This is a genomic window from Pseudonocardia wallangbongensis (genome assembly GCF_054486945.1).
In genome coordinates, this window is record NZ_JBRERS010000009.1 from 285,720 (window position 1) to 304,652 (window position 18,933).

Annotated in this window: 19 protein-coding genes; 16 read left to right on the forward strand and 3 right to left on the reverse strand. The window is 74.7% G+C overall.

The annotated features are described in order from the left end of the window. The first annotated feature begins 77 nt into the window (after nucleotides 1–77). The 4 genes from ACU436_RS29625 (at nucleotide 78) to rimM (ending at nucleotide 2,830) form a co-directional block, all read left to right on the forward strand. Nucleotides 78–1,382, forward strand: coding sequence for a CPBP family intramembrane glutamic endopeptidase (locus ACU436_RS29625; protein WP_459030270.1), 1,305 nt, complete (start codon nucleotides 78–80; stop codon nucleotides 1,380–1,382). A 165-nt stretch (nucleotides 1,383–1,547) separates the two neighbouring features. Then, nucleotides 1,548–2,003: a 30S ribosomal protein S16 gene (gene rpsP, locus ACU436_RS29630; protein WP_459030271.1), complete on the forward strand. Its 456-nt coding sequence runs from the start codon at nucleotides 1,548–1,550 to the stop codon at nucleotides 2,001–2,003. 73 nt (nucleotides 2,004–2,076) lie between these two features. Continuing rightward, nucleotides 2,077–2,316: an RNA-binding protein gene (locus ACU436_RS29635; RefSeq protein ID WP_459030272.1), complete on the forward strand. Its 240-nt coding sequence runs from the start codon at nucleotides 2,077–2,079 to the stop codon at nucleotides 2,314–2,316. Continuing rightward, nucleotides 2,294–2,830: a ribosome maturation factor RimM gene (rimM, locus tag ACU436_RS29640; protein ID WP_459030273.1), complete on the forward strand. Its 537-nt coding sequence runs from the start codon at nucleotides 2,294–2,296 to the stop codon at nucleotides 2,828–2,830. Before ACU436_RS29635 ends, rimM begins: the two co-directional genes overlap by 23 nt. 296 nt (nucleotides 2,831–3,126) lie before the next feature. On the opposite strand, the gene ACU436_RS29645 is transcribed toward rimM, so the two are convergent. Next, a complete protein-coding gene (locus tag ACU436_RS29645; RefSeq protein WP_459030275.1) occupies nucleotides 3,127–4,602 on the reverse strand; it encodes an FAD-dependent monooxygenase in 1,476 nt (491 codons plus the stop codon). 19 nt (nucleotides 4,603–4,621) lie between these two features. On the opposite strand from ACU436_RS29645, the gene ACU436_RS29650 reads away from it, so the two are divergent. Continuing rightward, nucleotides 4,622–5,329 carry a TetR/AcrR family transcriptional regulator C-terminal domain-containing protein gene (locus ACU436_RS29650; RefSeq protein ID WP_459030276.1) on the forward strand — a complete coding sequence of 236 codons (708 nt, stop codon included), beginning with the start codon at nucleotides 4,622–4,624 and terminating at the stop codon, nucleotides 5,327–5,329. Here the strand turns inward: ACU436_RS29650 and ACU436_RS29655 are convergent. Both ACU436_RS29655 and ACU436_RS29660 read right to left on the reverse strand, forming a co-directional pair. Continuing rightward, complete coding sequence (locus ACU436_RS29655; RefSeq protein ID WP_459030277.1) at nucleotides 5,313–6,683, reverse strand: FAD-binding oxidoreductase; 1,371 nt, start codon at nucleotides 6,681–6,683, stop codon at nucleotides 5,313–5,315. The two genes, ACU436_RS29650 and ACU436_RS29655, sit on opposite strands and share 17 nt — an antisense overlap. Before the next feature lie 69 nt (nucleotides 6,684–6,752). Further along, on the reverse strand, nucleotides 6,753–9,827 hold the full coding sequence (locus ACU436_RS29660; RefSeq protein WP_459030278.1) for an ATP-binding protein: 3,075 nt from the start codon (nucleotides 9,825–9,827) through the stop codon (nucleotides 6,753–6,755). A gap of 125 nt (nucleotides 9,828–9,952) precedes the next feature. On the opposite strand from ACU436_RS29660, the gene ACU436_RS29665 reads away from it, so the two are divergent. The 11 genes from ACU436_RS29665 to ACU436_RS29715 all read left to right on the forward strand — a co-directional run bounded on the left by ACU436_RS29665 (nucleotide 9,953) and on the right by ACU436_RS29715 (nucleotide 18,917). After that, nucleotides 9,953–10,168, forward strand: a complete 216-nt coding sequence (locus tag ACU436_RS29665; protein ID WP_459030280.1) for an AsnC family protein — start codon at nucleotides 9,953–9,955, stop codon at nucleotides 10,166–10,168. Nucleotides 10,169–10,178: 10 nt separating this feature from the next. Next, nucleotides 10,179–10,754, forward strand: a complete 576-nt coding sequence (locus ACU436_RS29670) for a Clp protease N-terminal domain-containing protein (RefSeq protein WP_459030281.1) — start codon at nucleotides 10,179–10,181, stop codon at nucleotides 10,752–10,754. A 29-nt stretch (nucleotides 10,755–10,783) separates the two neighbouring features. Then, nucleotides 10,784–11,536 (forward strand): tRNA (guanosine(37)-N1)-methyltransferase TrmD, encoded by a 753-nt coding sequence (gene trmD / locus ACU436_RS29675; protein WP_459030282.1) that lies wholly within the window; start codon nucleotides 10,784–10,786, stop codon nucleotides 11,534–11,536. A gap of 137 nt (nucleotides 11,537–11,673) precedes the next feature. Continuing rightward, a complete protein-coding gene (rplS, locus tag ACU436_RS29680; RefSeq protein WP_459030284.1) occupies nucleotides 11,674–12,033 on the forward strand; it encodes a 50S ribosomal protein L19 in 360 nt (119 codons plus the stop codon). A 351-nt stretch (nucleotides 12,034–12,384) separates the two neighbouring features. Continuing rightward, entirely contained in the window at nucleotides 12,385–13,284 is a 900-nt protein-coding gene (lepB, locus tag ACU436_RS29685; protein ID WP_459030361.1) for a signal peptidase I, read from the forward strand. A gap of 62 nt (nucleotides 13,285–13,346) precedes the next feature. Further along, complete coding sequence (locus ACU436_RS29690) at nucleotides 13,347–14,219, forward strand: ribonuclease HII (RefSeq protein WP_459030286.1); 873 nt, start codon at nucleotides 13,347–13,349, stop codon at nucleotides 14,217–14,219. Further along, the gene (locus tag ACU436_RS29695) at nucleotides 14,216–14,536 is read left to right on the forward strand and encodes a DUF2469 domain-containing protein (RefSeq protein WP_459030287.1); all 321 of its coding nucleotides are present in this window, start codon (nucleotides 14,216–14,218) and stop codon (nucleotides 14,534–14,536) included. Before ACU436_RS29690 ends, ACU436_RS29695 begins: the two co-directional genes overlap by 4 nt. A 337-nt stretch (nucleotides 14,537–14,873) precedes the next feature. Then, entirely contained in the window at nucleotides 14,874–15,230 is a 357-nt protein-coding gene (locus ACU436_RS29700) for a YraN family protein (protein WP_459030289.1), read from the forward strand. After that, nucleotides 15,230–16,735: a YifB family Mg chelatase-like AAA ATPase gene (locus ACU436_RS29705; RefSeq protein ID WP_459030290.1), complete on the forward strand. Its 1,506-nt coding sequence runs from the start codon at nucleotides 15,230–15,232 to the stop codon at nucleotides 16,733–16,735. Before ACU436_RS29700 ends, ACU436_RS29705 begins: the two co-directional genes overlap by 1 nt. Continuing rightward, nucleotides 16,732–17,856 carry a DNA-processing protein DprA gene (dprA, locus tag ACU436_RS29710; protein ID WP_459030291.1) on the forward strand — a complete coding sequence of 375 codons (1,125 nt, stop codon included), beginning with the start codon at nucleotides 16,732–16,734 and terminating at the stop codon, nucleotides 17,854–17,856. The genes ACU436_RS29705 and dprA overlap by 4 nt, the downstream gene beginning before the upstream one ends. Nucleotides 17,857–17,963: 107 nt before the next feature. After that, a complete protein-coding gene (locus ACU436_RS29715; protein WP_459030292.1) occupies nucleotides 17,964–18,917 on the forward strand; it encodes a tyrosine-type recombinase/integrase in 954 nt (317 codons plus the stop codon). The last annotated feature ends 16 nt before the right edge of the window (nucleotides 18,918–18,933 follow it).

An 18,933-nucleotide genomic window follows, 5' to 3' on the forward strand; every position in this document is an offset into this window, starting at 1 on the left:
GACGATCGGGCGACGTCACGGCTCGACGGGCGGCCGGAGAGCGGCGCCGTCCGCCGCCGGCCGGTAGCGTCGGGTGCGTGGGAGGGGTGCAGAGGGACGACCGACCAGGCTCGGAGGAGTCCGGATCGGGCTCCGAAGGCGAGGCGGTCGCCGCGGGACAGGATCAGACCGACGGCGGCGCCGGCAACGGCGTCCCCGCTCGGGAAGCGCCCGTGGGCGGCCCGGCCGAGGTCGTGGCGCCGGCCCAGGGCACGGCGCCGCCGCCCGGGCCCACGGGGTGGGAGATGCCCGCGGTGGGTGTCGCGGGCGGCGCCCCGCCTGCTCCGCCGTACGCCACGGCACCTGCGGGACAGCCGGCGGGGGTGGCCACGACTCCGCCGCCGCCACCCGGATCACCACTGCCCGGATCACCACCGCCCGGATGGGCGGCGTACCCGCCAGGGTCCGTCGCACCGCCGCCCGGCTACGCCGCACCGCCGGCGGGGTACGCGGCCGGACCACCCGGCTACGCCGCACCGCCGGCGGGGTACGCGGCAATGCCGCCGCCCGTGCCGGGGCAGCCGTACCCGCCGGGGCCGTACCCGCCCGCCGGTCCCTACCCGGCCGCCGGGGCTTACCCGGGCGCGCCCTACCCCGCCCCGTCGATCGGCCGCACCCCGCCCCGCGGCGCCTCGTGGGGTGCGCCGGCCCCGACCCGCACCCACCGCTGGGGTCTGGGCGCCTACCTGCTCGCCGAGGCGGTGTTCCTGGTCACGTCCGCGCTGGTCGGCGCGCTCGTGGTGGGCGAAGCCGGGCCGACCGCGGGCGCCCTCGCCGTCGCACTCGGCGTGCCCACGGTGCTCGCGGCCGCCACAGCCCTGCTGATCACCTGGGTGCGCGGCAACGGGCCGCGGATCGACCTCGGTCTGGTCTGGTCGTGGCGCGACCTCGGCGTGGGTCTCGCGTTCGGTTTCGGCGGCCTGGTGCTCACCATCCCGGCGTCGATGGTCTACGTCGCCGTCGTCGGGGACGACGCGTCCTCCGCCGTGGGTGACGTGTTCGGCGGGATCCGGGCGGGCCCTGCGCTCGCGGTGTTGGTGCTGGTCATCGTCGTGTTCATCGCACCGATGTGCGAGGAGATCCTCTACCGGGGCCTGCTCTGGGGCGGGCTCGAGAGGATCGGGGGGCGCTGGGTGGCGTTCGGCGTGAGCACGCTGCTCTTCGCGATCGCGCACTTCGAGTTCACGCGCACTCCGCTGCTGCTCGTGGTGGCGATCCCCATCGCCATCGCACGCCTGTACACCGGCAGGCTGCTCGCGAGCATCGTGGCCCACCAGATCAACAACCTGCTGCCGGGGATCGCGCTCGTGCTCGGACTCCTCGGCGTGGTACCGATGGCCTGACGCCCCGCCGCGAGCACGCATCTGGCAGAATGGCCGATCGGCCCCGCGGCTGGCCCTCTAACCGTGCCGCGGGCGCACCAGACGCCGAGGAATGCGCAGCCCGTACCCCCACGCGAGCCGCGCGGACTCACCCGAACCACAGATCCGCGAGGAGCACCGACCAGCGTGGCCGTCAAGATCAAGCTGATGAGGCTGGGCAAGATCCGCCAGCCGTACTACCGAGTCGTCGTCGCCGACGCCCGCACCCGCCGCAGCGGCCGGGCCATCGAGACCATCGGCAAGTACCACCCGAAGAACGAGCCGAGCCTGATCGAGATCGACTCGGACCGGACCCAGTACTGGTTGGGTGTCGGTGCGCAGCCCACCGAGCCGGTGCAGCACCTGCTCGAGATCACCGGCGACTGGCAGAAGTTCAAGGGTCTGCCCGGCACCGAGGGCACCCTGAAGGCGCAGCCGGAGAAGGTCGACAAGCAGGCCCGCTTCCAGGCCGCGCTCGCCGCCGCCGGCGAGGAGCCCACCACCGAGGCCACCACGCCCAGGAAGAAGGGCGATCGCCGCGCGAAGGGTGAGGCGGCGGAGAACGCCCCGGCGGCCTCCTCCGAGGCCTCCGAGAACGCGTGACCGAGCTTGCGAGGTCACCAATGAGCACAGCGGCACCGCGATCGAGGCCGACGAGCGCCAGCGAGGAGGACTCGTGAGCGTCCTGGCGGACGCTCTCGACCACCTCGTCCGGGGCATCGTCGACCACCCGGACGACGTGCAGGTGGAGCTCGTCACCACCCGCCGTGGCCGCACCCTCGAGGTCCGGGTGCATCCCGAGGACCTCGGCAAGGTGATCGGCCGCGGTGGCCGGACCGCCACGGCGCTGCGCACGGTCGTCGGCGGCGTCGGCGGCCGGGGCGTGCGGGTGGATGTCGTCGACACCGATCGCTAGCACCGAGTACCTCGTCGGGATCGTCGTGCGGGCCCACGGCCTGCGCGGCGAGCTCGTCGTCGAGGTGCACACCGATGCGCCCGACGAGCGGTTCGCGCCCGGGGTCGCGCTCGTCGCGCAGCGGCCGGGCGGCCAGGCCGGCACCCTGACGGTGGAGTCGGCGCGTCCGCACTCCGGCCGACTCCTCGTGCGGTTCGTCGAGGCGGCGGACCGCGACGCCGCCGAGGCGCTCCGCGGCACCCGGCTCCTCGTCCCGGCCGACGCCATCGCGCCCTCGTCCGACGACGAGGCGTTCCACGTCCACCAGCTCGAGGGCCTGCGCGCCGAGCTGGCGGACGGCACGGTCGTCGGCTCCGTCCGCGAGGTCCTGCACGGTCCGGGTGGCGACATGCTCGTGCTGGCCCGGCCGGCGCGCTCCGACGCGCTCGTCCCGTTCGTGCTGGCCATCGTGCCGACCGTCGACCTGGCCGCCGGGCGCCTGGTCCTCACCCCACCCGAAGGCCTGCTCGACTAGGTCGGGTCTACACGCAGACGATGGCGCGGCCGGGCATGATCGTTGCGAAACCGCGCTCGTCGCCCCGGGCAGGGCGATCCACCGCAGTTCGGACCGATCATGCGACCTTGATCGTTGCGAGACCGCGGTGTGCGTCCTCGTGGGGGCGGTTCCGGGCATCTCGGATCGATCACCAGGCGCCGATCCGCACGAGACCGGGCCCCGCCACTCCAGGGAGTGCTTCGCTTGCACGAAAGGCACTCTCGTACGCACCTATCAGGCGAAAGGGCCGTTCGTACCGCCGCTCCAACCGGACCTCAGGCGGGGTGCAGGAGCTGCTGGAGCACCCGTGCCGGCGCCGTGACGTCCGTACCGCGCCAGGCCACGATGTCGTCGGGGCGCAGCAGCAGGGCGGTGCCGGCGGGCAGGAAGTCGGCGTCGAGCCGGTGCGCCGGCACCCCGGCCGTGGTCCAGGGCCGCGGGTCCCCCGCGACGAGCAGCGCCCAGCCGGGGCCGCCCAGGTGCAGGGTCGAGCGCGTGCGCGGGGCGTCGAGCCACCGGTGCGGCACGCGGGTCCCGACCCGACCGGCGGGTGCGAACCGGTCGACCGGCTCGGGGTCCTGGCCGTCCGCCGGGCACAGCGCCCCGGCCGGGTACTGGAACCCGCCCGCCGCCAGCACGAACGGGTGTGCGAGATCGGGATCGGGCGTTGTCCGCCCGCGCAGGTCGAGCGTGCGGCGGGCGGACTGCTCGGCCGCGAACCGGCCGGCCGGCCGCCGCTCGGCGTCGTAGCTGTCGAGGAGCGCGGGCGACGCCTCGCCCCGGAGCACGGCGGCGAGCTTCCAGCCGAGCTCGTGGGCGTCGGAGATCCCGGTGTTGGCCCCCATCGCGGCGAACGGCGGCATCACGTGGGCCGCGTCGCCGGCGAGGTGCACCCGGCCCATGGAGTACCGGTCCGCGACGAGCGTCTCGGCCTGCCAGGGGAGAACGCTCAGCACCTCCAGGTCGGTGGCCGGTACGCCGAGTGCGGTGCGCAGCACCGTCGGCCAGTCGCGGTCGGTGTGCCCGCCCCCGGTCATGTAGACCCAGCGGAACCGCCCGTCGACGGACGCGAGGGCGCCGGGTGCGTCCGGGTGCTCGATCTGGCAGAGGTTGAACTCGCGGCCGCGCACGACGTCGGCGAGGTCCGCGCGGAAGTAGACGTTCACGCTCGGGTCGCCGAGCGCTCCCCGGCCCGAGCGCCGGATGCCGAGCCGCTCCCGGGTTCCGCTGCGTGCCCCGTCGGCCGCGACGACGTACGCCGCTCGCAGCGGCCGGCCGTCCAGGTCCGCCACGAGGCCGTCCGCGTCCTGCTCGAATCCGGTCAGTGCGGTCCCGAACCGAACGTCGGCGCCCGCGTCCTGCGCGGCGGCGTGCAGCACCGGTTCCAGCAGGTCCTGCGCGATGAGGCAGGGGAGCTCCGGGCTCACCTCGGGCGCGTCCATGCCCGCCGGCTGCCAGAGCGGCAGCTGCTCGGCCTCGGCGAGCGTGCGGCCGACGGCCATCCGGTCGTGGTCGGCGAGGTCGCGGGCGGCCTCGTACACGGTGGCGGCCAGCCCGAGCTCGCGGAAGACCTCCATGCTCCGGAAGTGGAGGCGTCGGGCCTTGGGCTGCGGCGAGGTGGCCGCGCGCCGCTCCACGAGCGTGACGCCGAGGCCGTGGTGGCGCAGGACCAGCGCGGCCGTGAGCCCGACGAGCCCGCCACCGACGACGAGAACATGTGTACGTCGTACATTCACATGTACGTTGTACATCGCAGATTACGATGCGGCAATGAGCCTCGTGTGGTTCGACGATCCCGCCCCGCCGCGGGGCGAGCAGCTGAGCCGGGAACGCATCGTCGGCGCGGCGGTGGCGCTCGCGGACGCCGACGCGCGCGGCGAGGTGACCATGCGTGCCGTCGCGGCGCGGGTCGGCTCGAGCACGCCGATGTCGCTGTACCGGTACGTCGGCAGCAAGGACGGGCTGACCGACCTCATGGTCGACGAGGTGTACGGCGAGGTCACGGTGCCGGCGGGGGACTGGCGCGCGAGCCTGCGCGGGCTCGGCCTCTCCGCATGGGAGGCGGTGCAGCGCCACCCGTGGTTCGCGCGGCTCGCGTTCAGCAGGCCCCCGCTGGGGCCCCACGCGCTCGCGCTCTACGACTCCGCCCTCGCCTCCCTCGACGGGTTCGAGCTCGGTGCCGCGGAGCGGATGGGGGCGATCAACACCGTGCTGGGGCACGTGTTCGGTTCCGGCCTGGCGCTGCTCGAGGAGCGGGCGATGCGCGAGCGGGCCGGGCTGCCGACCGACGAGGACCTCGCCGACGCAGCCCGGCCCTACCTGCAGCGGATCACCGAGGAAGGTCGCTACCCGCACTTCGTCCGGTGGGCGAACGACCCCGCCCGCCACGATCCCGCGCCGCAGTCCTTCGAACGGATCCTCGACTGGCTGCTGGACGGGATCGAGGGGACGCTCGGCCCGGTCAGCCGGCCGGGGTGATGTTCTGGTTGAGGTGGAACAGGTTGTCCGGGTCGAAGGTGGCCTTGACCTGGCGCAGCCGTTCGTAGTTGCGCCCGTAGTTCTGCGGCACGCGGCCCTCGTCCTCCGACAGCATGTTGATGTACCCGCCTTCCGTCCCCGAGAAGGGGTGGACGGCGTCGTAGTAGTCCCGCGCCCACCGGATGGCGCCCTCGTCCTCGGCCGGCGTGTCGTAGAACGCGCCGATGACCATCGCGTACCGCGCGTCGCGGTGGCCGAACGCCGTCTCGTCCTGGCCGACCCGCGCCGCCGCCCCGTTGATCGAGTAGAGGTGCATCGTCGAGGTGAGGCTCGGCGTCGGCGGCCCGTGCTCGGCGTGCGCCGCGATGGCCGCGTCGGGCAGGTCGCGCACGAAGTCGGCCTTCCAGTACTGCCGCATCCCCTTGTAGAACAGGCCGTCGAAGGCGGAGTTGAGGGCGGGGTAGGGCATCGGGCCGACGTGCTCGGCCTTGACCTCGGCGACGTCGCGGAACGGCTTGATCGCCTGCTCGCCCTGCTCCGGACGGCCGCTCCAGCACGTGACCAGCACGCAGAACATGTCCCCGTGCCGGTCCTGCGGGATGAACGGGAGCGGTGGGGCCATCTGCCAGCCGAAGAACGCCCCGAGCTGCTCGGGGGCCTCCTGGATGTAGTCGTCGTAGGCCCGCATGACCGCGGGTGCGTCCGCGACCTCGTACAGCATGGGGCCGCCGTAGATGGTGTCGACGTCGTGCAGGGCGAGCTCGAGCGAGGTGACGACGCCGAAGTTCCCCCCGCCGCCGCGCAGGGCCCAGAGCAGGTCCTCGTTCTCGTGCTCGCTGGCGACGACGACGTTGCCGTCGGCGGTGACCACCTCCGCGCCGACCAGGTTGTCGCACGACAGCCCGCAGCCGCGCACGAGGTAGCCGACCCCACCGCCCAGCGTCAGGCCGCTCACACCGGTGGTCGAGATGATGCCGCCGGTCGTGGCGAGGCCGTAGGCATGGGTGGCGTGGTTGAAGTCCCCCCAGGTGGCACCGGCTCCCGTACGGGCCGTCTTCTTCACGCGGTCCACGAACACGTTGTTGATCAGTCCGAGGTCGAGCACGACGCCGCCGTCGCACGTCCCGAACCCGGGGGCGCTGTGGCCGCCGCCGCGGACCGCGAGGTCGAGGCCCGCCTCGCGCGCGTAGTTGACGGTGGCGACGGCGTCGGCCGTCGACGTGGCCCGGACGATGAGCGCGGGCCGGCGGTCGTGGATGCCGTTGTGGACGCGGCGCAGCTCGTCGTAGTCGCCCTCGCCCGGCTCGACGACGGGTCCGCGCACCTGCTCACGCAGCTCAGTGATCGTGGTCATGGTTCCCCTCCTGGTGCTCGTGCGGAGGCGGAGACCATGCCCGAAGGAGCGTTCCCGGAGCGTTCCCGATCAGAGGCTCAGGCGGGTGGCGGTGGCGCGTCGGCGCAGCCACGAGGAGTCGAGCGCCACGGCCGCCTCTTCGGCCCGGCCGGCGCTGCGGGCGGCGCCCGCCCGATCACCGGCGAGCGCGCTCACCTCGGCGTCGACGCGGAGGAGTTCGGGTAGCAGGTAGCGCTGGCCGCTGTCCGCGGTGACGCCCAGGCCCTCGGCCAGCGCCGGCCGCGCGGCGGCGGCGTCCCCGGCGAGCAGGTGGGCGCGGGCCTGCAGGCAGAGCGCCAGGGTCAGGTGCAGCGGCTGCTCGGCGCGGAACCGCTCGATGGCGCCTCCCATCGACGCGACGCCGCGCGGGTCGCCGTCGAGCACGTCGCGCCAACCCCGCAGGAGCCTGGCCACGATCGCGAAGTAGCCGATGTGCATCGTGCGCGTCACCGTGTCCAGCGCGTCGACCGCGCCGTGCAGGTCGCGCAGGCCGGGCTCGAGGGCGGCGAGGATGGCGTCGAAGCCCCGGACGTAGCCGGTGGTCATCGGGTCGTCGAGCTCCGCGGCCACCCGGAGCGCCGCCCGCATCGTCGCATCGGCGTCCGCGGGACGGCCGCGGAAGAGGTGCGTGAGCGCGAGCCGGGACAGGCACACGCCGAGGGGGTCCTGGGCGTAGCGCGCGACGTGCAGGGGGGCGTCCTCGAGGCGGTAGTGGCCGATGGCATCCCGGAGGTGGCGTTCCGCGGCGGCGAACTCGCCCCGCCAGAACGCGGTGACGCCGAGCACGTACTCGCCTTCCGTACGGGTGGTGCGGTCGGCCCGGTCCGCGACGAGCAGCTCCCGGCCCAACCCCGCGGCCCGGTCGAGCCGGAGGGTGGCGACGGCGTGCATGGCGAGGCCGCGCAGCACCGCCGGGCCGGGGCGCCTGCCGAGCTTGCGGTACAGGGTGAGCGCCCGCTCGTAGCAGTGCAGGACCTCCGGGGCGCCGTACCCGCGCCGGGCGACCAGCGGCACGCCGAGCGCGGAACGCAGCCGCAGCTCCACCTCGTCGCGGGCCGTGCCCCGCGGTGACTCGTCGAGCATCCGCAGGGCGCGTTCGAGCAGCGCGATGCAGTCGTCGAGGGCGAACACCCGGTGGGCGTGCCGCGCCGCCCGCTCGTACGCCTCCAGCGCGCGTGCTTCGAGGCCCGCCTCGGCGTAGTGGACGGCGAGGCGGGCGCTGACCGGGTCGAGATCGGCGGCGTGGTGCGCCTCGATGGCCTCGGCCACCCGGCGGTGCAGCCGGCGGCGCCGGGCCGGGCTGATCAGCTCGAGGGCCACCTCGCGCAGCCGGTCGTGGGTGAAGTCGTACGCCGGGCCGCGCTCGCGTACGACGTGGTGTTCCCAGAGCTCGTCCAGGTCGGCGGTGAGATCGTCCTCGGAGCGGCCCGCCGCGGTGGCGAGGACGCCCGTGGAGAACTCGCGCCCGACCGTCGCGGCCACCTCGGCGAGGCGGCGCGCTCCGGGGGAGAGGCCGTCCAGGCGTGCCGTGATCACGGCGTGGACGGTCGGCGTGAGGGCGATCCGCCCGGCCCGGCCGCCGCCGAACCCGGCCCGCAGCGCCTCGAGGACGAACAGCGGGTTCCCCTCGGTCTCGTGCCAGAGCCGGGCCGCCGTGTCCGGGGGCAGCGCCCGCCGCTCGACGAGCGCCGCCATCTCCGCCGTCGCGGCGGGGTCGAGCGGCCCGAGGGCGATCGTCGAGACGGCGCCGCACGGGGCGAGGCTCCCGCGCAGCATCGCCCACGCCCGCGCCCCGGCGGCGTCCTCGACCCGCACCGTTCCCGCGATCAGCACCGGGGCCGACGGCGAGCTCTGGACGAGGTAGCCGCAGAGCTCGAGCGTGTCGCTGTCGCACCACTGCAGGTCGTCGACGACGAGCAGCAGCGACCGCCGGCTCGCGAGCAGCCCGCGGCGGACGGCGTCGAGGAGGTGGTGGCGCCGGCCGATGTCGCCGGCGGGCGGGGCCTCCGGCAGCCGCGGGTGCGCCGTCCTGAGCTCGGGCAACAGCCGCGCTAGCTCGGTCAGCCGTGCGTCGCCGAGCGCGTCGAGACCCGCCTGCACGGGGTCGGACCGCAGCCAGTCGATCACCGGGCCCCACGGCGGGCGGCCCGCGGCCTCGTAGGCCTGGCCGTAGGCCACGGCGTGCCCGTCGGCGGCGACCCGGCGGGCCAGCTCCTCGACGAGCCGGGACTTCCCGATTCCCGCCTCGCCGGTCACGAGGAGCAGCCGGGCGCGCCCGCCTGCGGCGTCCCGCCACGCGGCGTCGGCGGCGCGGAGCTCGGCCGCGCGCCCGACGAGGACGGGTCCGCGGTGGGCGTCGTGGCCCGGCCCGCGGAGCCGTTCGGCGATCGCCGTCGTGGCGGGCTCGGGGGTGACCCCGAGGTCGCGCGCCAGCCCCGCGGCGAGGCGGTCGTAGGCGCGCAGTGCCTCGCCACGCTCGCCGCCCCGGGCAAGCGTGTCCATCAGCAGCCGGCACGCGGGTTCGTGCAGCGCGTCGATCGCGAGCAGGCGCCGGGCATGCCGGAGGACGGCGATGTCGCGGTGCTCGGCATCGGCGCTCGCCGCGAGCCCGGCGAGCACCTCGACGGCGAGGCGGCGCAGCCGCTCGCGCACGGCGATCGTCCAGTCGTCCTCGCACGCGGGGAGCAGGTCGCCGCCGTAACAGCGCACCGCGCCCTCCGGGTCGCCGCTGCCGACGGCGTCGGTGAACGCGCGGACGTCGAGCCACACCGACGCCCCGCCGCTCCACCGCACCGCGCGCCCTCCGGTGTCGAGGACGTCGCACGGGAGCGCCCTGCGCAGGTCGTGGAGCAGCTTGCGCAGGTTGGTGCGGGCCTGCGGGGTGCTCGAGTCGGGCCACAGCTCGCACGCGAGCCGGTCGCGGGCGACCCCGGCGTCGCCCGCGAGTGCCACGCGCGCGAGCAGCCGCAGCACGCGCGGCCCGACGAGCTCCGGGCGCCGTCGCCCGTCGACGGTGGCCGACGGCTCACCGAGCAGGCGGACGACCACGCGCGCGCGGTCCACGCCGGGCGGGTCCCGGCGCCGGGTGCTGCTCGGAGCGGGCACGGCGGTCCTCCGTGCTGGGCGGGCGTTCAGTGCACCCCGGAACCGGTGGCGTGGCAACGACCGTTCGGCGCAGTTCTGTCAACTCAGGTTGACGTTCGGCGCGCTGTCAACGTAGGTTGACAGGCATGAGCGATGCCACGAAGGTCGCGGCGGCGGCCTCCAGCAGGGACCCGGCCGTCGGGTTGGCAGCGGTGACGTCCCTGCGGGGGCTGCTGGAGTCGCTGGAGGAGCTGCAGGTCTCGAACGCGCGGTCCCAGGGGTGGTCCTGGCAGCAGATCGCGGACGCACTGCACGTGAGCCGCCAGGCCGTGCACAAGAAGTACCGCCGGTACGGGTTCTGAGGGGGACGACATGTTCGAACGGTTCACCGGCGAGGCCCGCCAGGTCGTCGTCGAGGCGCAGGAGGAGGCGCGGACGCGGCAGGCGGACGAGATCCGCACCGAGCACATGCTCGCCGCGATCTACACCGTGCGGGACAACCTCGCGCTCGCCGTGCTGGAGGAGCTCGGCGTCGACGAGGCCGAGGTGCTGCGCGACGTCGAGCGGCTCCACGCCGGCTCGCCCCAGGCCCTCGACGCCGAGGCGCTGTCCACCATCGGGATCGACCTCGACGAGGTGCGCCGCCAGGTCGAGGAGGCGTTCGGGCCGGGCGCGCTCGACCGCACCCGGGCCGCCCTCGGCGGGAAGTCCGGTTGGCTCGTCGGCCACATCCCGTTCGAGGGCCCCTCGAAGAAGGCGCTCGAGCTCTCGCTGCGCGAAGCGATCCACCTGGGGCACGACCACATCGGCGCCGAGCACATCCTGCTCGGCCTGATCCACACCGAGGGCGGAGCCGCGCACCACATCCTGGCCGCGCGCGGGGTACGGCTGGAACCGGCCCGGGCAACCGTGGAGCAGGTGGTGCGCAACCGCAAGGCGGCCGGCTGACGGCGGGCCCGGCCTGGGAGCATCCAGCCGTGCGGATCGACGTCGTCACCATCTTCCCGGGCTATCTGGACCCGCTGCGCGAGGCGCTGCTCGGGCGGGCGATCGGCGCGGGGCTCCTCGACCTCGCCGTGCACGACCTGCGCGGCTGGACCCACGACGTCCACCAGGCCGTCGACGACTCCCCGTACGGGGGAGGGCCGGGCATGGTGATGCGCCCGCAGGTCTGGGGAGAGGCGCTCGACGCCGTGCTCGCGCTCGACGAGCGCCCGTCCCGGATCGTCGTGCCCACCCCGGCCGGGCGGCCGTTCACGCAGGCCACGGCGCAGGCGTGGAGCGACGAGGAGCGGCTCGTGTTCGTCTGCGGGCGCTACGAGGGCATCGACGAGCGCGTCGTCGAGGACGCCCGGCGCCACGAGCTGCCGGTGGACGAGGTGAGCATCGGCGACTACGTGCTGGTCGGCGGTGAGGTCGCGGTGCTGGTGATGGTGGAGGCGGTGGTCCGGCTGCTGCCCGGCGTGCTCGGCAACCCCGCGTCGGCGCAGCAGGACTCGTTCTCCGACGGGCTCCTGGAGGGCCCGGCCTACACGCGACCGGAGGTCTGGCGCGGCCTCGCCGTCCCGGAGGTGCTGCGCAGCGGCAACCACGCCCTCATCGCCCGCTGGCGGCGCGACCGCGCGCTCGAACGTACCGCCGAGCGGCGCCCCGACCTGCTCGCCGCCCTCCCCGACGACGCGCTGGACCACGCCGACCGGACGTTCCTCGCGAGCCTGCGGGACGGGTGACTGCGCCGCGCGATCGCGCATCTGGCACTATGGACTGGTTGCCCGAGCCCCCAACGGGCCTGCCCGGCGCCTCACGACTCGACATCGGACGGCGCCCACGCACGACCGCTATCACGCACCGAGGACGGATCTTCGCGATGAACACCCTGGACGCACTGGACGCACAGCTGCTGCGCTCCGACATCCCCGCCTTCCGGCCGGGCGACACGCTCAAGGTGCACGTGAAGGTCATCGAGGGCAGCCGGTCCCGGGTCCAGGTCTTCCAGGGCGTCGTCATCCGGCGCCAGGGCTCCGGGTCCCGGGAGACCTTCACCGTCCGCAAGGTCTCCTTCGGTGTCGGCGTCGAGCGCACCTTCCCGGTGCACTCCCCGAACATCGACAAGATCGAGGTCTTCACCCGCGGCGACGTCCGCCGCGCGAAGCTCTACTACCTCCGTGACCTGCGCGGCAAGGCCGCGAAGATCAAGGAGAAGCGCGAGACCCCGTCCGCGTCCTGACCGTTCTGGCACGGTTGCCGTAGCCTCGTGGGCGTGGCCCTCCCTGAGCTCCCCGATGACCGGCGGGCCGCACCACCGCGGCTCTCCGCGTCGGAGCCGTTCGTGCCGCGCGAACCGGGGTCCGTCACGCCCGGCCGGCGCTCGCAGCGCGATCTTCCGCCACCCCGGCACAGCCGCCAGCAGGGCGCTCCGCCCAACGGCGCGCGCCGCCAGGCGCCCCCCGGACGCGTCCCGCCGCCGGACCGGAGAGCCCCGTCTCCGCCACCGCCGCGGCGCCCCGACCCGGCGGATGACGAGCCCACCATCGTGCTCGACGGTGCGGTCGCCCCCGCCGACCCCGCTCAGGGGGAGGTGCCGGGTCGTCACCGCCGCCGCGCGGGCGCGTCCCCCGACGGCAGACCGGCGTCGGAGTACAAGGAGCAGGTCGAGGCGAGCGGGCGCAAGCTGCGGCCCGGCCGGCGCAGGCGGCCCACGTTCTGGAAAGAACTGCCGATCCTGATCGTGGTGGCGCTCGTCCTCACGTTCCTGATCCAGACGTTCCTCGCGAAGGTCTACGTCATCCCCTCCGGATCGATGGAGACCACCCTCCACGGCTGCACCGGCTGCAACAACGACCGCGTGCTCGTCGACAAGATCACTTATCGGTTCGGCGATCCCGCACCCGGCGACGTCGTCGTGTTCCGCGGGCCGGACAGCTGGAGCAGCGAGATCGAGATCGACGAGCCGAGCAACCCCGTGGTCCGCGGGCTGCAGGTGTTCGGCTCGCTGATCGGCCTCGCCCCACCCGACGAGAAGGACTTCGTCAAACGGGTCATCGCCGTCGGCGGCCAGACCGTGCAGTGCTGCGACTCGCGCGGCCAGGTGATGGTCGACGGCAGGTCCCTCAACGAGCCGTACATCTTCTACCTGCCCGAGGCCGGGCCACCCAAGCAGGCGTCGTTCGGTCCCGTCACCGTGCCCGACGGGCACCTGTGGATGATGGGGGACAGCCGCAACAACTCGGCCGACTCGCGGATGCCCGACCACGGCGCGGTGCCCATCGAGAACGTGATCGGGCAGGCCCGGATGATCGTGCTGCCGTTCGACCGGTTCGGGTGGGTCGCCGCCCAGGACCCCCACAGCACCGCCGTCGGGATGGGCGACGCGGCCGCGGGCGCACCGCTCGCCCTCGGGCTGCTCGGCACGCTGCCGGTCGCCCTGCTCCGGCGCAGGCGCCGTGACCAGCGCTTCCCGGACTTCATCCCGCGCTAGTGCTCCCCGGACTGCCACCCTGAGCGCACGGCCGTTCACCGGTTGGCGCAGACTGCTCCTCGATGGCCGCACGACCTGTACCCCACCGGCGGGCGCGCCGCCGCCCGGTGCGCGTGGTGCTGCCGCCCGAGCTGCGTCCGGCCCGCGCCGTCGTCCGACGCTCGGCCGGCAGCTGGACGCTGCAGAGCACGCTGCACCGGCACGGCCTGGGGCCCGTCGCAGGAGTCGACGAGGCGGGGCGAGGTGCCTGCGCGGGCCCGCTCGTCGTCGCCGCGTGCGTACTGCGACCCGGCGACGCGAAACGGCTGGACGGCCTCACCGACTCGAAGCTCCTCACGCCCGCGGCGCGCGAGGAGTACTACACGCTCATCCGGCGCCGGGCGGCGGACCTCTCCGTCGTGGTCATCCCGCCGGAGGAGGTCGACCGGCGCGGGGTGCACGTGGCGAACGTCGAGGGGATGCGCCGCGCCGTCGCCGGCCTCGCCACCGTGCCGGGCTACGTCCTCACCGACGGGTTCGCCGTGCGCGGGTTCGGCACCCCGGCGCTCGCCGTGCCCAAGGGCGACCAGGTCGCGGCCTGCGTGGCGGCGGCGTCCGTGCTGGCCAAGGTCACCCGGGACCGGCTCATGGTCGCGCTCGACGCCGATTTCCCCCAGTACGGCTTCGCCGAGCACAAGGGCTACTGCACCCCCGTGCACGACGAGGCGATGCTCGTCCACGGGCCCAGCCGGGTGCACCGGTACTCGTTCGTGAACGTGCGCGCCGCCCGTGACGGCGTGCGCCCACCCGTGGTCGTACTCGACGACGACGCGGACCTTGCCGACGACGACCCGATCGAGTCGGGGCTGGGGGAGGACCTCATGGAGGGTCTGGTCCACAATGGGGCGCTGGCCGTCGGGACGTCCGACGGTTCCAGAGGAGGGGTAGCACCGTGAGCGCCGAGGATCTCGAGAAGTACGAGACCGAGATGGAGCTCACGCTCTACAAGGAGTACCGGGACATAGTGGCCCAGTTCTCCTACGTCGTGGAGACGGAGCGGCGCTTCTACCTGGCCAACTCGGTCGACGTCGCGGCCCGCAACGCCGACGGGGAGATCTACTTCGAGGTCCGGATGTCCGACGCGTGGGTGTGGGACATGTACCGCCCGGCCCGCTTCGTGAAGAACGTCCGGGTCCTGACGTTCAAGGACGTCAACGTCGAGGAGCTCGAGAAGCCCGACCTGCGGTTGCCGGAGGGCAACCAGTTCGGCTAGCCCGCGGCTCCTGTGGAGCGAACGGCACACTGGTGTCCCGAACCGAAAGTCCACCACATAACTCGACGGCCCGGCTTCCCGCTGGCCGCACCGGCGAACCGTCCGAGTACGCCCGGTACGAGGCCGGCCCGCCGGCGCACCCAGCGGAAACCTGGATCCGCCGACTTATGCACCGGACTTCCGGTTCGGGACACTAGGGTCCTCCGCCGGGCGGTAGCAGCTCGCACCGACGGCCCCGCCCGACCCAGGCAGCTGGGTTGTCCACCTCGTACCCCGGCTGTCCACAGATCTCCGGCCGGCCTGTCCGCGCACCCCCGCGTCACCGATCGTTGACGGTATGGCAGCGAAGGACGTGCTCGGGCGCCGCGGTGAGGATCTCGCGGCCCGCTACCTCGAGCAGCGGGGTCTGGTGATCCTCTCGCGCAACTGGCGGTGCCGCCACGGCGAGATCGACCTGGTTGCCACCGACTCCGACCGGCTCGTGGTCTGCGAGGTCAAGACCCGTTCGGGCACCTGGTACGGCGAGCCGGCCGAGGCCGTCGACGTGCGCAAGGTGGCCCGCATCCGGCTGGTCACCAACGCGTGGCTGCAGGCCCACCAGGTCCGCTGGATCCCGGTCCGGTTCGACGTGCTCGCCATCGTCGCGAAGCCGGGGGCGCCGGTCACCGTCCAGCACTACGAGGCGGCGTTCTGATGCCGATCGCACGCGCCTACGCGGTGGCCCTCGTCGGCGTCGACGGCCACGTCGTGGAGATCGAGGCCGACCTCGGCAAGGGCCTGCCCAAGTTCCACCTGCTCGGGTTGCCCGACGCGGCCCTGCACGAGTCGAAGGACCGCGTCCGCGCGGCCGTCGTCAACTCGGGGTACACCTGGACCGACCAGAAGATCGTGCTCGCGCTCTCGCCCGCCAACCTGCGCAAGACCGGCAGCGGCTTCGACCTGGCCCTGGCCTGTGCGGTGCTCGGGGCGGGCGAGGTGCTGCCGCAGCCCGAGCTCGACGGCACCGTCCTGCTGGGCGAGCTGGCCCTCGACGGGAGGCTCCGGGCCGTCCGCGGCGTGCTGCCCTGCCTGATCGCCGCGCGCGATGCCGGCATGCGACGTGCGGTGGTGCCGGCGGCGGTGCTCGCCGAGGCCGGCCTCCTCGAGGGCCTCGAGGTCCACGGCGCGTCGTGCCTGGCCGACGTGCTGGCCTTCCTCCGGGGCGGGGGCGAGCTGCTCCGGCCGGGGCAGGTCGTCGAGGACGCGGCTCCGGAGCCGCCCGATCTCGCCGACGTCGTGGGGCAGGACGATGCGCGGCAGGCCGTCGAGATCGCGGCCGCCGGCGGCCATCACGTCCTGCTGGTCGGCCCGCCCGGCACGGGCAAGACGATGCTGGCGCGGCGGTTCGTAGGTCTGCTCCCGCGGCTCGCGTCGCAGGAGGCGCTCGCGCTCGCCGCCATCCGGTCCGTGGCCGGGCGGCTGCCCGCCGCCGGGGTGCTGAGCTCGGTGCCGCCGTTCATCGCGCCACACCACTCCAGCTCGATGGCGGCACTCCTCGGCGGTGGCTCCGGGATCGCGCGGCCGGGAGCGGTGTCGCTGGCGCACCTCGGCGTCCTGTTCCTCGACGAGGCGCCGGAGTGGGGCGCCGGCCTGCTCGACTCGCTGCGCACCCCCCTCGAAGAGGGGGAGGTCCGGCTCGCGCGGGCCGACGGCACGGTGCAGTACCCGGCCCGGTTCCAGCTCGTGCTGGCCGCCAACCCCTGCCCCTGCGCGCCCGCCCACGACCGCGACTGCGTCTGCCCGTCACTCGTGCGCCGCCGCTACCTGGGTCGGCTGTCGGGCCCGCTGCTCGACCGCGTCGATCTGCGCGCCCGCATGTTCCCGGTCACCGCGCTCATCGCCACCGGGCACGCCGAGGACACCGCCACGGTGCGGGCGCGGGTGCTGGCGGCTCGCGGCGCGGCCACCGAGCGGTGGGGTGCCCTGGGCTACCGCACCAACGCCGACGTCCCGGGGCCCGTGCTGCGCACGCGGTTCGCGCTGCCGCGCAGCGCGGTACGCCCGCTCGATGCCGGGCTGCGGGCCGGCCAGCTCACGGCGCGGGGAGCCGACCGCGCCCTGCGCGTCGCCTGGACGCTGGCCGACCTCGCCGGGCGCGACCGGCCCGACGAGGACCTGATCGAGACCGCCCTCTTCTTCCGCGACCGGAGGGCGGCATGAACGAGCAGGTCCTGCTCGCCCGGGCCTACCTGTCCCGGGTGGCCGAACCGCCCGCGCCCGCGCTGGCCGAGCTGGTGGCCCGGGTCGGGCCGGTCGAGGCGGCGGCCAGGGTGCACGACGGGCGGGTCGACGAGCGCGTGGCCGGCGAGACGGGCGTCCGACGGGCGGTGCACCGGCCCGGCGCCGATCTCGAGGCCGCTGCCGCCGCCGGGGCCCGGCTGGTCACGCCGGAGCACCCCGAGTGGCCCGCCGAGGCGTTCGCGGCGTTCGACGCGGCGGGTGTCGCGCAGCTCGCTCCTCCGCTGGCGCTCTGGGTGCGCGGCCCGGGGCGGCTCGACGAGCTCTGCGGGCACGCCGTCGCCGTGGTCGGGGCCCGGGCGGCCACGAGCTACGGCGCTCACGTCGCCGCCGAGCTCGGGTCCGGGCTCGCCGACCGCGGGTGCACCGTGGTCTCCGGTGCGGCCATCGGGATCGACGGCGCCGCCCACCGCGGGGCGCTCGGCGTCGAGGGCCCCACCGTGGCGGTGCTCGCGTGCGGGGCCGACCGCGTCTACCCCGCGTCCCACGAGCTGCTGCTGGAGCGGATCGCCGCGAGCGGGCTCGTCGTGAGCGAGTACCCGCCCGGCGGGGTGCCGGCGCGGCACCGCTTCCTGGTGCGCAACCGGTTGATCGCGGGCCTGGCGACCGGCACCGTCGTCGTCGAGGCGGGGCCGCGCAGCGGGGCACAGCGCACCGCGTCGGACGCCCTGTCGCTGGGCATGCCGGTGATGGCGGTGCCCGGGCCGGTCACGTCGGCGATGTCGGTGGGGTGCCATCGCCTCGTCCGCGACGGCGCGCTGCTGGTCACCAGCAGCGACGAGGTGCTGGAGGCGGTGGCGCCGATCGGCGAGCACCTCGCCGGCCCGCCCGGCCCCGCGGCGGGACGGCCCACCGACGGCCTCGACCCGCCCGCGGCGCTCGTCCACGACGCCATGCCGGCCCGGGCCGCCCGCGACACCCGCTGGCTCGCGCTGGAGTCCGGCGTACCGATCGGCACCGTGCGGGCGGCACTGATGGCCCTAGAGCGGCGCGGGCTGGTGGAGCACTGCGAGGGCCGCTGGCGCCGGCGGGACCCGGCCTAGCGGCTATCGCCACCGCACACACCGTGGCGGCACCGCACACCTGCCCGACCATGTGTGCGGACCCCAGCCGATGTGCGCGGCCACCCGCGCCGGGACACGCTGACGGGATGCTTGACCGCGCGGGGCGCGGCGCGCACCGTCGATGGGTGTCCTCCCAGGCAGAGCTCGCTCCCGGCCCGGCAGCGGCATTGGAGGCGTTCCTGCAGCACCTCGCGCTGGAGCGGGGGCGCTCCGCCCACACCGTGCGGGCCTACCGCGGTGACCTGACGGGTCTGCTGGACGGCCTGCACGGCCTGGACGGCCTCGACCTGCCGCGGCTGCGCCGCTGGCTGGCGGCGGGACACGAGGCCGGGCTCGGGCGGGCCACGCTCGCCCGTCGCGCGGCCGCGGCGCGCAGCTTCACCGCATGGGCACATCGCACCGGGAGCATGCCCGTCGACCCGGGGGCACGGCTGGCGTCGCCGCGGCCACGGCGGGCCCTGCCCGCGGTGCCCACCGCCGGGCAGGCCGGCGCGGTGCTCGACGCCGCCGGCAGCGGCGCCGCGGAGGAGCACCCCGTCGCGCTGCGCGACCTGCTCGTCCTGGAACTGCTCTACGCCACGGGGGTGCGGGTGGCGGAGCTGTGCGCGCTCGACCTCGATGCCGTCGACCCGGCCCGGCGCGCCCTGCGGGTGATCGGCAAGGGCAACCGTGAACGCACCGTCGTCTACGGGGTGCCCGCCTCCGACGCGTTGCGACGATGGCTCGCCGCCGGCCGACCCGCCCTGACACGCCCGGGATCACCGCCCGCCCTTCTGCTCGGCGCGCGGGGCGGCCGGCTCGACCCGCGGGTGGCCCGCCGCGTCGTCCACCAGGCGCTCGCGGCCGTTCCGGGCGCTCCGGACATCGGTCCGCACGGCCTCCGGCACGCCGCGGCGACCCACATGTTGGAGGGCGGCGCGGACCTTCGTTACGTACAGGAGTTGCTCGGTCACGCTAAGCTAGCAACCACTCAGCTCTACACGCAGGTGACCGTCGAGCGGCTGAAGGTGGTTCATGAGCAGGCGCATCCGAGGGCATGACGTCGTCTCGGCCCCG